The organism is Myxococcus sp. MH1, assembly GCF_059738865.1.
The window spans coordinates 3,716,181-3,728,699 of record NZ_AP026947.1; the positions used below are offsets into that span (position 1 = coordinate 3,716,181).

The following is a 12,519-nucleotide window of genomic DNA, read 5'->3' on the forward strand; positions in this document are numbered from 1 at the left end:
CGGGCCGGGTGCCGCCCTCGCGCGCTCGATTGTACCCCCGTTGTATCAAGCCGCTCGGCCTCCACCCAACCGGGGAGGGCTCGCATCGGTAAACAGCTTCACTTGTCTGTGGCGTTGGAGTGTCGGGTCGTTAAACCTCCGACCCGAAATGCACAAGACCCACCTCGTAGGCGCGCGCACCCACAACCTCAAGGACCTCTCCGTCGACCTGGCGGAGGGGGAGCTGGTCTGCATCACCGGAGTCTCGGGCGCGGGCAAGTCGAGCCTGGCGCTCGACACGCTGTACGCCGAGGGACAACGGCGCTTCGTGGAGAGCTTCAGCCCGTATGCCCGGCAGTTCCTCGAGCGGCTGGAGCGGCCGCCCATGGAGGCGCTGGAGCCGGTGGCGGCGGGCGTGGCGGTGGACCGTCGGGCGCCGGTGAAGAGCTCGCGCTCCACGGTGGCGACACTGGCGGACGTGGAGCCGTACCTGTCCGCGCTCTTCACGCGCGAGGCGATGCCCGTGTGTCCCGCATGCGGGGTGGAGGCGGTGCGCACCGACGCGGGCGTGGCGGCCCGCGCGCTGGTGGCCGAGTCCCCGGATGCCGCGGCGCTCATCGCCTTCCCGCTGCGCATCCCCGACACGGCGTCGTTCCTGGACGTGCGCGCGCGCCTGTTGAAGGACGGCTACCACCGGCTGGTGGTGCAGGGCGAGGTGCGGGAGCTGGAGTCGCTCAAGCCCTCGGAGGCCACGGATCCGGCGGGCATCGCCCGCGTGCTGGTGGACCGGGTGAAGCTGTCGTCGTCGCAGGTGGGGCGGGTGACGCAGGCGCTGGAGGACGCGTGGACCCGCGCCGAGGGCGAGGCGGTGGTGCTGTTGCCCGGCGCGGAAGCGAAGCGGGTGCGCCGGGGCCTGGTGTGTCCGAAGTGCGCGCGCGAGTTCGAGGCGGCGCGGCCGGGCCTGTTCAGCTACCAGTCGCCCGTGGGCGCGTGCGCGGCGTGCCGGGGCTTTGGCCGCACCATCGGCATCGACTGGGACAAGGTGATTCCCAACCCGGCGCTGAGCCTGTCGCAGGGCGCTATCCGTCCGTGGTCCGGCGCGTCGACGGAGTGGGAGCGCGGCATGCTCCAGCGCTGGTGCCGCGAGAAGAAGATTCCCCTGGATGCGCCCTGGTCCTCGCTGACGCCGGCGCAGCGCGAGTCGGTGCTGGAGGGCGCGGGGGACTACGACGACGGCCGCGCGTATCCGGGCGTGCGCGCGTGGTTCCGGTGGATGGAGGGGCGCACGTACAAGATGCACGTGCGCGTGCTGCTGGCGCGCTACCGGGCGTATTCGCTGTGCAAGGACTGCGGCGGCGCGCGGCTCAACGAGCAGGCGCGGGCCTACCGCGTGGGCGGGTTGGACCTGCCGGGGTGGCACGGGCTGGAGCTGACGCAGGCGCTGGCGCGGCTGGACGCGCTGGGCACGACGACGGGGCAGGGGGAGCTGGCGCGGCGCGAGCTGGCCGGACGCCTGCGCTACCTGCAGCGCGTGGGGCTGGGCTACCTGACGCTGGACCGGCAGGCGCGCACGCTGTCCGGTGGCGAGGCGCAGCGCGTGTCGCTGACGGCCGCGCTGGGCACCTCGCTCACCGGCTCGCTCTTCGTGCTGGATGAGCCCACCGTGGGGCTGCACCCGGGCGACGTGCCGCCGCTGACGGAGGCCATCGCGGAGCTGGCGGAGCGCGGCAACATCGCGCTCGTCATCGAGCATGACCCGCTGGTCATCCGCTCCGCGCACCGCGTGCTGGAGCTGGGGCCGGGCGCGGGCCGCGAGGGCGGCGAGCTGTGCTTCGACGGTCCTCCCGAGGCGCTGGCGAAGCGCAAGGACCTGCCCACGGGCCGGCTGCTCGCGGGTGGAGCCGAGACGAAGCGGGCGCCGCGCGAGCGGACCGGTGAGCTGGTGGTGAAGGGCGCGCGCGAGCACAACCTCAAGGCGCTGTCGGTGAAGGTGCCGCTGGGCGTGCTGTGCGCGGTGACGGGGCCGAGCGGCTCGGGCAAGAGCACGTTGGTGGACGAGGTGCTCTACCGGCACCTGGCGCGGCGGCTGGGCGTGAAGGACGTGGAGGCCCCGGGCGCGGTGGACGCGCTGGAGGGGGCCGACGCGGTGAAGGCCATCACCTTCGTGGACCAGTCTCCGCTGGGGCGCACCTCGCGTGGCAACGCGGCCACGTACACCAAGGCGTGGGACCGGCTGCGCGAGCGCTTCGCCGCGGAGCCGGACGCCGAGGTGCGCGGCCTGACGCCGGCGCACTTCTCCTTCAACGTGGACAAGGGGCGCTGCGAGGCGTGCTCGGGCGAGGGCTACGAGACGGTGGAGATGCAGTTCCTCGCGGACGTGGCCCTGTTGTGCGCGGTGTGCCGGGGCCGGCGCTTCAAGGAGGAGGTGCTCGCCGTCCGACACCAGGGCTTCAGCGTGGCGCAGGTGCTGGAGATGACGGTGGCGGAGGTGCTCCAGCACTTCGGGAGCGACGCGGCCCTGCAGCGCGCGCTGGGGCCCGTGGCGCGGCTGGGCCTGGGCTACCTGCCGTTGGGACAGCCTCTGTCCACGCTGTCGGGCGGCGAGGCGCAGCGGTTGAAGCTGGCGCGGGCGCTGGCCAGCGAGGCGAAGGGCGCGCTGTTCCTCATCGACGAGCCGAGTGCGGGCCTGCACGCGGAGGACGTGCGTCACGTCATCGACGCGCTGCACGCGCTGGTGGACAAGGGCGCGAGCGTCATCGTGGTGGACCATGACGTCGCGGTGATGAGGGCGTCGGACTGGGTCATCGACCTGGGGCCGGTGGGCGGCAAGGACGGCGGGCGGCTGGTGGCCGAGGGCACGCCGGAGTCGGTGGCGCGCGGCGAGGGCGCGACGGCGGTGGCGCTCCGGGGCGAGCGCAAGCCCCTGGGCCGCGTGGTGAAGGCGCGGCGGCCGGGCAGGGACGCGGCGCCCGCCATCGAGGTGGAGCACGCGCGCGAGCACAACCTCCAGGACGTGTCCTGCAAGATTCCCCTGGGGAAGATGACCGTCGTCACGGGGCCGAGCGGCTCGGGCAAGAGCTCGCTCGCGTTCGACGTGGTGTTCGCGGAAGGGCAGCGGCGCTTCCTGGAGACGCTCAGCCCGTACGCGCGCCAGTTCCTGCCCACCATGCCCCGGCCGGACGTGGAGCGCGTCAGCTCCATTCCGCCGAGCGTGGCGCTGGAGCAGCGCACCTCGCGCGCGGGCGGCACCAGCACGGTGGCCACCGTCACCGAGGTGGCCCACTACCTGCGGCTCTTGTTCGCCAAGCTGGGCGAGCCGCACTGCCCCAACGACGACACGCCCATCACCTCCACGTCGCCGGAGGTGTTGTTCGCGCAGCTCTCGCAGATGAAGGGGGATGGGACGGTGCTGGCGCCGGCGGTGCGCTCGCGCAAGGGCACGTACCTGGATGTCTTCGCCGCCGCGGCGCGCGCGGGCATCACCACGGCCATTGTCGACGGGCAGCTGTCCTCCACGGACGACCCGCCGCGCCTGGCGAAGACGCGCGAGCACGACATCGACCTGGTGATGCACGAGGGCAAGCTGTCGAAGCTGCCCCGGGACGTGTTCGACAATGCGCTGGGCTGGGGGCAGGGCGCGCTCAAGGTTCGCACGTCGAAGGGCGAGACGCTCCTGTCCACCGAGCGCACGTGCCCCAAGTGCGGCACGGCGGTGCCGGAGCTGGACCCGCGCTGGTTCTCGTTCAACACCAAGCAGGGCCGCTGCGAGTCGTGCGAGGGCACGGGTGTGAAGGGTGGCCCCGAAGCGCAGGCCGAGGGCGAGACGGCGCCGTGCCGTGAGTGTGGCGGCAGTCGACTGGCGCCGGTGCCTCGGGGCGTGCGCCTGGAAGGAGCGCGCTACCACGAGGTGGTGCAGCAGTCCGTGGCGGCCTCGCTGGCGCGGGTGCGGGGCTGGAAGTTCAAGGGCGACCGGGCGCTGCTCGGCGAGCCGTCGCGGCAGGAGTTGCTGCGGCGCATGGAGTTCCTGGAGCGGGTGGGCCTGGGCTACCTGTCCCTGGACCGCAACGCGGCCACGCTGTCGGGTGGGGAGATGCAGCGCCTGCGGCTGTCGGCGCAGCTGGGCGCGGGGCTCACCGGCGCGATGTACGTGCTCGACGAGCCGACCATCGGCCTGCACCCGCGCGACACGCACCGGCTGCTCGACAACCTGCGCGCGCTGGTGAACACCGGCTCCACGGTGCTGGTGGTGGAGCATGACTCGGACACCATCCGCGCGGCGGACCACCTGCTGGATTTGGGCCCGACGGGCGGACGCGGCGGTGGGCGCATCCTCGCGGAGGGACCTCCGGACGTGGTGCTCCAGGGCGAGTCCCCCACGGCGCTCGCGCTGCGGGCGTCCCAGGTGCGGCCTCCCTCAGGACGCGGGGAGCCGAAGCAGTGGCTGGAGCTGAAGGGCGCGCGGGCCAACAACCTGAAGCGCGTGGACCTGCGGCTGCCGGTGGGCCGGCTCAACGTCGTCAGCGGCGTGTCCGGCTCGGGCAAGAGCACGCTGATTCGGCAGGTGCTGTACCCGGCGCTGCGAGAGGCGCTGGAGCTGGTGTCCTCGCGGCCCGGACCGTTCGACTCGCTCAAGGGCGTGGAGGCGGTGAAGCGGGTGATGTCGGTGGACCAGTCTCCCATCGGCCGCACGCCGCGCTCGGTGCCCGCGACGTTCCTGGGCATCTGGGACGAGCTGCGTCGGGCCTTCGCGGCGACCCCCGAGGCGAAGATTCGCGGCTTCTCCGCCGCGCGCTTCTCCTTCAACACGGCCAGCGGTGGACGGTGCACCGCGTGCGAGGGCCAGGGCTCCATCTCCCACGAGATGTCCTTCCTCCCGGACGTGGTGACGCCGTGCGAGGCCTGTGGGGGCGCGCGCTTCGACGCGGCGACGCTGGAGGTGCGCTACCACGGGCTGTCCATCGGCGACGTGCTGCGGCTGTCCGCGGACGAGGCGAAGGACGTCTTCCAGAACCTGCCCAAGGTGGCGGCGCCGCTGCAGTGCCTCGCGGACCTGGGCGTGGGCTACCTCCAACTGGGCCAGGGCTCCAACACGCTGTCCGGCGGTGAGGCGCAGCGGTTGAAGCTGGCGGCCGAGCTGACGGCGTCCTCGCGGCACGAGCCCACGCTCTACGTGCTGGACGAGCCCACCACGGGCCTGCACGTGGGCGACGTGGAGAAGCTCATCACCTTCATGGGCCGGCTGGTGGACCGCGGCGACACGCTGGTGGTCATCGAGCACCACCCGTCGGTCATCGGCGCGGCGGACCACCTGGTGGAGCTGGGGCCCGAGGGCGGCGAGGAGGGTGGCCACATCGTCGCGGCGGGCACGCCTCGCGAGGTGGCGAAGCTGAAGACGGCGACGGGCCGGGTGCTGCGCTCGCTCTTCACGGGCGAGGAGGCCCCGTCATCGCGACGTGGCGCGTCGGGGGGACGGCGGTGATTGTCACGGACAGGACAGAAGGGCGTGAAACGGGGCCGGGGCTTCGGCATCCTTCCGGCCGCATGCGAACCCTTCATGTCCTGTGCGTCGCCTCGGCGCTCGTCGTCACCCCGGCCCTGGCCGGTGATGTGGCGACGAAGCCGTCCACTCCCGCGAAGTCCCAGCCCTCCAGCGAGAAGAAGCCCATGTCCCTGCACGCGTTGTCCGCCAACCGCCTCGACGGCAAGCCCGCCAACCTCTCCGACTACCAGGGCAAGGTCCTGGTCATCGTGAACACGGCGTCCGAGTGTGGCTACACGCCGCAGTACGCGGGCCTGGAGAAGCTCTACCAGGACTACAAGGACAAGGGCGTCGTGGTGCTGGGCTTCCCGTCCAACGACTTCGGTGGGCAGGAGCCGGGCAGCTCGGAGCAGATCGCGAAGTTCTGCGAGCTGCGCTTCAAGGTGACGTTCCCCATGTTCGAGAAGGTGAAGACGAAGGGCGAGGGCCAGTCGCCTGTCTACGCCTTCCTGTCGAAGGACCACGACGCGCCGAAGTGGAACTTCCACAAGTACGTGGTGGGTAAGGACGGCCAGGTGCGCGCGGGCTTCCCGAGCAAGGTGACGCCGGAGAGCGACGAGCTGCGCAAGGCCGTCGACGCCGCGCTCGCCCAGCCCTGAGCGGGGCCTTGTTCGCCGGCCCGGGTGGGGACAGCCGCCCGGGCGGGTGATGCGTCGTTCGTGAGGGACTGGGTGTCCTCGTGGGCCGGCGCTCCTTCCTCCGCCCTCACGGCATGCGGGCCTGGGGGCTCGTGTGGCGCGGGCGTGCCCCTGGGGTCACCGTCCCAGGTGGACGTGGCCCTTGAGGAGGGAGCCGCATGGCCCTGTCGACATCCGGATTCGGGACGCGGGAGGAGGCGTGGCCCGCGCTGCCCTTCGCGGAGTGGAAGGACACCTATGCCACGCTGCACCGTTACACCCAGGTGCTCGGCAAGGTGCGGTTGGCGCTGACGCCGCCGGAGAACCACTGGTGGAACGTGTCGTTCCGCGTGACGTCTCGCGGGCTCACCACGGGGCTGATTCCCTATGGGAATGGGAGCTTCGAGGTGGACTTCGACTTCCTGGCCAGCGAGCTGCGCTTCCTGACGAGCCGTGGAGACGTGCGCGTCATGGAGCTGACGGCGCGCTCGGTGGCGGAGTTCTATCGGGACGTGATGTCGACGCTGCGCGAGCTGGGCGTGGAGGTGCGCATCTGGGAGCAGCCGGTGGAGATTCCCGATGACACGACGCCCTTCAGCCAGGACACGCACCACGCGACGTATGTGCCCGGGCACGTGCGCAACTGGTGGCGGGCGTTGTTGCAGGCCCACATCGCGATGAAGGCGTTCCGCGCGGGCTTCACGGGCAAGTGCAGCCCGGTGCAGTTCTTCTGGGGGAGCTTCGACCTGGCGGTGACGCGCTTCGGCGGCAGGCCCGCTCCGGCGCGGCCGGGCGCGGACGCGGTGACGGCGGAGGCGTACTGCGAAGAGGTGTGCAGCGTGGGCTTCTGGCCCGGCACCGAGGCGCTCGGCGGCGCGGCGTTCTATTGCTATGCGGCGCCCGAGCCGAAGGGGTTCTCCGCCGCGAGCGTGAGGCCCTCGGGCGCGGGGTACGACGCGAACCTGAAGGAGTTCCTGTTGCCGTACGAGGCCGTGCGGCGCGCGGAGGACCCGAGGGCCTTCCTGCTCGACTTCTTCCAGTCCACGTATGACGCGTGCGCGGACCTGGGGAAGTGGGACCGCGCCCGTTGCGAGCGGCCCCTCATCATCCCCGAGAGCGTGAAGGGCGCGTGGAGGAGCGTCACCCTGCCCGAGCAGCCTCCCGCCGACGCGAGTCCCTGAGTGGAGCTGGTGGCGGTCCGCGTGGCCTCGTGGGGGGGTGTTCGAACGAGGCCGCGTGGCTCCGCGCTCAGCAGGTGGCCGCAAGCGGCGGATGGGGGGCGAGAGCGGACGGGGGCGTGGCCTCGTGGGGGCTTGCTCGCGCGAGACCGCGTGACTTCCGCGCCCGGCGGGAGGTCGCGCGACTCAACCTTGCTTGCGCCTCCACGCGCGCAGCAGCAGCGCCGCGAGGCCCAGCCCCCCCAGCACGCCCACGAGCGTCATCCCGAGCAGCCACAGGAACACCCGGTCGACCAGCAGCGTCGCGCGCTGGAAGGTCAGGTCCACCATCCCGAGCCCGATGCGCTCGCCCTGCTGAAGGGTCTCCACCCGCTCCGTGTGGAGCGCGGAGAGCACGGCCTGTCGCTCGCCCGCCACCTCCACCATCAAGGCCCGTCGCTCCTGCTCGACGAAGCGCTGCAGCGCCTCGCGCTCCGAGGTGAGCGCGGACAGCATCGCGCTCCGCTCCCGCGCCACCAGCGCGGACGTCCCCGCCGCCAGAGCTCCGAACTGCTCCAGCGTGTCCACGGCGCGCCCCAGGTCCGCCAGCACCTCGCGCGTGGGCACCGCCTTCAACGCATCCTGCGCCATCGACTCCGCCTGCCAGCGCGCCTGTCGCGGCAGTGACGCCGCATACAGGTCCACGCGCGCCGTCAGGTCCCGGACATCCTCCACCAGCACTCCGGCCGTTCCCAGGGCCCCCATGCCGGACATCGACGTCACCTCCGCGAGCAACGACACCGTGGACACCCGCGTGACGAGCGGGCCCACTAGCGGGTGCTCCGCGGCCCACTCATGGACCCGCGCCCGCGCGCCCTCCACGTCCTGACGTCCGCAGACGTCCTTCCAGAGCGCCTCCACCTCCGCCTCCTGCTGGCGCAACATCCGCTCCGCCCGGGCCACGAGCTCCGGTGACGCGCCCGCGCCCGTCGCCCGCGGGGGCAGGGCGAGCTCGAGCTGCGCGAGCAGCGCCCACGCATCCACCAGCGCCGCCACGGGGTCCGGCTGGAGCAGGGCCGCCTGCATCGCGGGCACCGCGTTGATCTTGAACCGCGTCATCGCCGCGCGCACCTCCTCGGAGCCGGACTCCGCCGCGATTTCATCCGCGGAGGCCTCCAACAACCCCGAGAAGCGCCGGGCCATGTCCCGCACGCGGACGCGCAGCGCCTCGACGGACAGGTCCGAACGTCCCACCCGCCGCACCAGCTCCGAGCGGGGCGCCGCGACGGAGCAGCCGCTCACCCAGAGGAGCAGCAGGACGCATCCAACGAGTCGGCGCGGAGGGGACATGGAGCCGGCTCAAGCTGCTCACGTCCCCGCCACGTCACGACCGGACCTCCAGGACAGCGGGCGTGTCCGGCGTCCGACGCCCCGGCGCCGGACACGCGCACCTGGCTACTTCCCACCCCGGGGTGGGAAGCGCTCGAGGATCTCCTCCACCGACTTGTTGATGCGCGACTGCTGCTTCTCCGCCTTGGCGCTGTCGTCGATCTCCGACTGGGCCTGGCCGCGCCACACCAGCTTCTTCGACTGGGCGTCGACCACGTCGATGATCAGCGTCCCCTGCTCGTACTCGCGCACCACCGTCTCCGGCGCCGACATGGCCACCGGGCCGCCCCCATAGAACGGATCCCACATCGGGTCGTACGGATAGCCGTAGTACGCGTTGACGGTGTCCGCCTCCAGCTTGTTGTCGATGGCCCCGTGCCAGCCGAGGAGGAAGTCCGGATTGGCCTCCACCTTCTGGTAGCCGTGCGACTGGAGATAGGCGTCCGCCGCCCGCTCCACCTCGCCGCCGACGATGGGGTTGTACACGCGCTTGTCGCTGCCCTGGGGCTGCGGCAGCCACGCGTAGGTCTTGTAGCCGTCGAGCTGCTGGACGGCGCTCGGGTCGTAGTTCGTGCTCACGTCGATGCCGGCGCAGGCCGTGAGGGCACACGCCATCAACAGGGGCGCGAGTCGAATCAGCGGACGCATGGAAGCCTCCTCGGTGACGGCGCGACACGCGCCGTCGGCTCCCTGACGGTAGTCATGCCCCCGCGCCGCACTCCGGGTTGGATGCCTGTTTGTCCCGGACCCGGGGCGCACCCGCGCTCAGTCGTCCGCGCCCGCGTCGCCCGGCCCCTCGCCCCTCCAGGGCCGCTTCATCCGGCCACCGTCCCTGGCCAGGGTGAGCGCCAGCTTCGCCCGCTTGTCCGCGGGCAGCTCCTTTGCCAGCGCCTGGTACATCTCCCGGTCCAGCACGGTGATGCGCTCACGGGCCTCGAAGGCGCGCTGCGCGGCCGCGTCCACCTGCGCCAGCGCCGCGCTGTCACCCCGGGCCGCCTGGTGCAGCGTGCGCGCGGCCTCCCGCACCTGCTCGCGCAGGGGCCTGCGCTTCTCGTCGAACTGGCGCAGCGTCTGCTCCATCTTCAGCGCCTGCTGGTTGTCCAGCTCCAGCGCCTCCGACAGCGCCAGCACCTGCCGCAGCCGCAGCCGCTTCTCCAGGCGCTCCATCCGCTCGGTCACGCGCGCGGAGCGCTCCTCGCCCTTGTCACCGGGCTTCGCCAGCGCCAGCCAGGGCACGAGCACCACGGACAGCATCACCCACGACGTGCGCGTCATCGTCTTCACAACGTCTCTCCCAGCAGGTCGTCGTCCCAGCTCTCGAGGTCCTCGAAGGACTCCTCGTCTTCCCACGTCGCCCCGCCCTCCAGCGGCTCCAGCCCCGCCCAGGCCTCGAAGTCCGCGAGCGTCTGCGCCTCCACCGCGCGCTCCTCGGCGCGGACATCGGCGGACTCGGTGGGGGAGGCCCCCTGCGTCGTCCACGGACGCGGCAGGCCCGGCATCAGCACCATCGCCGCGACCACCGCCGCCGCGGCCAGCAGCGAGCCCACCGTGCGCCGTCGCAGCGTCTGGCTCATGCGCTCGCGCCTCCACGTCTCCAGCGCGCGCTGGGGGACGGTGTCCTGCGCGGCCTTCTCCGCGGCCGTCGGCGCGGGCAGCGCCACCAGCGACAGCACCTCCATCGACTGCGCGAGCGCCTCGCGGCACCCCGCGCACGCCTCCACGTGCCGCAACAGCGGCACCGACTCCTCGGGCTCCAGGGCCCCCGCGGCGTGCAGGTCCAGTCGGGCTTCCATGTCCGGGCATGCGGCCATCAGTGCTTCTCCTCCGGCTCACCCACCCGCGCCTTCAGGCGCTTCACCGCATGGTGGAACTGAACCTTCGCATTGTTCTCGGTGATGCCGAGCGTCTGCGCGATATCCTTGAACGCCAGGCCCGCGTCCACGCGCAGCGTCAGCACCTCGCGCTGACGACGGGGCAGGGTGAGGACCTCCTCGCGAACCTTCCGCGCCCGCTCGGCCCGCTCCAACCCGTCCTGCGCGGATTCCCCGGGCGCCTCGGCCACGTCCTCGCGGGGGGCCTCCACCAGCACCGGCCGCCACCGCTGCCCCTGGCGCGCGTGGTTCTTCGCCAGGTTGAGCGCGATTCGCACCAGCCACGCCCGGAACGGCGCTGGCCCCGTCGGCGTGAAGCGCGAGAACACCCGCCGCGAGGCCTCCAGCGCGCGCAGGAACGCGCCCTGCGTCAGGTCCGCGGCGTCCTCGGGCCGCGTCGTGTAGCGGCGCACCAGCGAGAAGATGAGCGCCCGGTGCCGCAGCACCAGCACCTCGAACGCCGCCGTCTCCCCGTCCAGGAAGGCGCGGCACAGCACCTCGTCCGGTGCCCCCTCCAGGGCCAGCCGGCGAGACGGCATCGCCACCACCTGGCCGCCTGTCTCCCTGATGCTCACGACTGCCTCAACCCCCAGCACCCCCCCAGGTTATTTTTCACGGCCGCGGTGAATCTGAAATCATGTTTCCCTAGAAATAACAGCGTGTTGAGGGACGGCCGGGCAGGGGGATGGTTGCCGCCTCCGCCACCCGGCTGTCACAATGCGTGAGGTTGGTGCAACCCACGGACTTCTCATGGTTCTGGAAGGCTCGGGCTCTCGCATCAAGGGGGGCGTACTCATCGCGCGCCTGAACATGCTGCGCCGGGTGGGCGGGCAGGTTCGGGTGGACGAGGTCCTGGGGCGGCTGCCCCCGGTGGACCAGGCCGTGTTGCGCCAGGCCATCCTCCCAGTGGCCTGGTATCCGCTGGAGCTGAACCTGCGGTTGGACTCGGCCATCGCGGAGGTGCTGTCGCCGGAGGACGAGGGACGGGCCTTCATCGACATGGGCCGCTCGTCCGCGGACGAGGCGCTGCACGGGGAGCAGAGCGCGTTCATCCGGCGCGGAGAGCCGCACTTCCTGTTGAGCCAGGCGCCGCGCATCTACCGCTTCTATTACGCGGTGGGCTCGCGCACGTACGAGTCCACGGGGCCTCGCTCCGCCATCCTGCGCACCTTCAGCGCCGAGAACGTCACGGAGGCGGACTGTCTCACCATCATCGGCTGGCACGAGCGGGCCATCGAGCTGTCGGGCGGGCTGTCGCCGCGCGTCACGCATCCGATGTGCCGGGCGCGGGGCGCGGCCCACTGCGAGTACCACTGCGCCTGGGAGTGACTCAGGCGGCCGAGTCGTACGCGGCCGTCATGGGGTGGGACTCGAGGTAGGCGAGCACGTCGTCCAGATGGCGGTACACGCGCACCTCGTGACGGATGATGTCCTCGATGCGGCCTTCCGGGCCGATGATGAAGGTGACGCGGCGGTCCACGCGGAGCACGGGCCAGAGGACGTCGTAGGCGCGGCTGATGACGCGGTCCGGGTCTCCGAGCAGCGAGAAGTGGATGTCCTCCTTCTCGGCGAACGCGCACTGGGTGGCCTGGGTGTCCACGGAGACGCCGACCAGCTCGGCGCCCAGCTCCTGCAAGTGCAGGTGGTTGTCGCGGAACGCCCGGTTCTCGATGGTGCAGCCGAGCGTGAAGGCCTTGGGGAAGAAGAAGAGGACGACGCGGCGTCCTCGCAGCGCGGACAGGCTCAGGGGCACGCCATGACAGTCGATGGCGACGAAGTCAGGCGCGAGGTCTCCGATGGCGAGCATTCCGGCAGCTCCCTTTCTGGTGGCCGCGACGGTCCACCGGTACCACGTCTTCGGTGCGGGGCTGGGTGACGATTGCTCGCCAGCTCCCGCCGCGTTCGCCCCAGGACGGGGCGACTGTGTCCTTCCCGAGTCCCAGGGAGGGCCGCGTCCTGCATCGCAT

Annotated in this window: 10 protein-coding genes; 4 read left to right on the plus strand and 6 right to left on the minus strand. The window is 71.8% G+C overall.

Features of this window, described 5'->3' with window-relative positions:
* Nucleotides 1-148 precede the first annotated feature (148 nt).
* The 3 genes from uvrA to AC6JA9_RS14865 all read left to right on the plus strand — a co-directional run bounded on the left by uvrA (nt 149) and on the right by AC6JA9_RS14865 (nt 7,316).
* Nucleotides 149-5,458: an excinuclease ABC subunit UvrA gene (gene uvrA, locus AC6JA9_RS14855; RefSeq protein WP_497959988.1), complete on the plus strand. Its 5,310-nt coding sequence runs from the start codon at nt 149-151 to the stop codon at nt 5,456-5,458.
* A gap of 62 nt (nt 5,459-5,520) precedes the next feature.
* Nucleotides 5,521-6,117, plus strand: coding sequence for a glutathione peroxidase (locus tag AC6JA9_RS14860; protein WP_483577563.1), 597 nt, complete (start codon nt 5,521-5,523; stop codon nt 6,115-6,117).
* A gap of 197 nt (nt 6,118-6,314) precedes the next feature.
* The gene (locus AC6JA9_RS14865; protein WP_408890949.1) at nt 6,315-7,316 is read left to right on the plus strand and encodes a DUF5996 family protein; all 1,002 of its coding nucleotides are present in this window, start codon (nt 6,315-6,317) and stop codon (nt 7,314-7,316) included.
* 183 nt (nt 7,317-7,499) lie between these two features.
* Here AC6JA9_RS14865 and AC6JA9_RS14870 read toward each other — a convergent pair whose 3' ends face one another.
* The 5 genes from AC6JA9_RS14870 to AC6JA9_RS14890 all read right to left on the minus strand — a co-directional run bounded on the left by AC6JA9_RS14870 (nt 7,500) and on the right by AC6JA9_RS14890 (nt 11,127).
* Complete coding sequence (locus AC6JA9_RS14870; RefSeq protein ID WP_473567052.1) at nt 7,500-8,642, minus strand: chemotaxis protein; 1,143 nt, start codon at nt 8,640-8,642, stop codon at nt 7,500-7,502.
* A 105-nt stretch (nt 8,643-8,747) separates the two neighbouring features.
* A complete protein-coding gene (locus AC6JA9_RS14875) occupies nt 8,748-9,329 on the minus strand; it encodes a DUF4136 domain-containing protein (RefSeq protein WP_223746548.1) in 582 nt (193 codons plus the stop codon).
* 117 nt (nt 9,330-9,446) lie between these two features.
* A complete protein-coding gene (locus AC6JA9_RS14880) occupies nt 9,447-9,956 on the minus strand; it encodes a hypothetical protein (protein ID WP_255652834.1) in 510 nt (169 codons plus the stop codon).
* A gap of 5 nt (nt 9,957-9,961) precedes the next feature.
* Nucleotides 9,962-10,492, minus strand: coding sequence for a zf-HC2 domain-containing protein (locus AC6JA9_RS14885; RefSeq protein ID WP_408890947.1), 531 nt, complete (start codon nt 10,490-10,492; stop codon nt 9,962-9,964).
* Nucleotides 10,492-11,127 (minus strand): RNA polymerase sigma factor, encoded by a 636-nt coding sequence (locus tag AC6JA9_RS14890; RefSeq protein ID WP_223746550.1) that lies wholly within the window; start codon nt 11,125-11,127, stop codon nt 10,492-10,494. The genes AC6JA9_RS14885 and AC6JA9_RS14890 overlap by 1 nt, the downstream gene beginning before the upstream one ends.
* Before the next feature lie 175 nt (nt 11,128-11,302).
* Between AC6JA9_RS14890 and AC6JA9_RS14895 the strand changes: the two genes are divergently transcribed.
* Nucleotides 11,303-11,881, plus strand: coding sequence for a TIGR02265 family protein (locus AC6JA9_RS14895; protein WP_223783126.1), 579 nt, complete (start codon nt 11,303-11,305; stop codon nt 11,879-11,881).
* 1 nt (nt 11,882) lies between these two features.
* Here AC6JA9_RS14895 and AC6JA9_RS14900 read toward each other — a convergent pair whose 3' ends face one another.
* On the minus strand, nt 11,883-12,359 hold the full coding sequence (locus tag AC6JA9_RS14900; protein WP_141333400.1) for a peroxiredoxin: 477 nt from the start codon (nt 12,357-12,359) through the stop codon (nt 11,883-11,885).
* Nucleotides 12,360-12,519 lie beyond the last annotated feature (160 nt).

Excerpts from the sequence above, each read along its gene's own strand:
- AC6JA9_RS14880 (WP_255652834.1), bottom strand. The coding sequence starts at position 9,956 with ATGACGCGCACGTCGTGGGTGATGCTGTCCGTGGTGCTCGTGCCCTGG.
- uvrA (WP_497959988.1), top strand. The coding sequence starts at position 149 with ATGCACAAGACCCACCTCGTAGGCGCGCGCACCCACAACCTCAAGGAC.
- AC6JA9_RS14885 (WP_408890947.1), bottom strand. The coding sequence starts at position 10,492 with ATGGCCGCATGCCCGGACATGGAAGCCCGACTGGACCTGCACGCCGCG.
- AC6JA9_RS14860 (WP_483577563.1), top strand. The coding sequence starts at position 5,521 with ATGCGAACCCTTCATGTCCTGTGCGTCGCCTCGGCGCTCGTCGTCACC.
- AC6JA9_RS14895 (WP_223783126.1), top strand. The coding sequence starts at position 11,303 with ATGGTTCTGGAAGGCTCGGGCTCTCGCATCAAGGGGGGCGTACTCATC.
- AC6JA9_RS14870 (WP_473567052.1), bottom strand. The coding sequence starts at position 8,642 with ATGTCCCCTCCGCGCCGACTCGTTGGATGCGTCCTGCTGCTCCTCTGG.
- AC6JA9_RS14865 (WP_408890949.1), top strand. The coding sequence starts at position 6,315 with ATGGCCCTGTCGACATCCGGATTCGGGACGCGGGAGGAGGCGTGGCCC.
- AC6JA9_RS14900 (WP_141333400.1), bottom strand. The coding sequence starts at position 12,359 with ATGCTCGCCATCGGAGACCTCGCGCCTGACTTCGTCGCCATCGACTGT.
- AC6JA9_RS14875 (WP_223746548.1), bottom strand. The coding sequence starts at position 9,329 with ATGCGTCCGCTGATTCGACTCGCGCCCCTGTTGATGGCGTGTGCCCTC.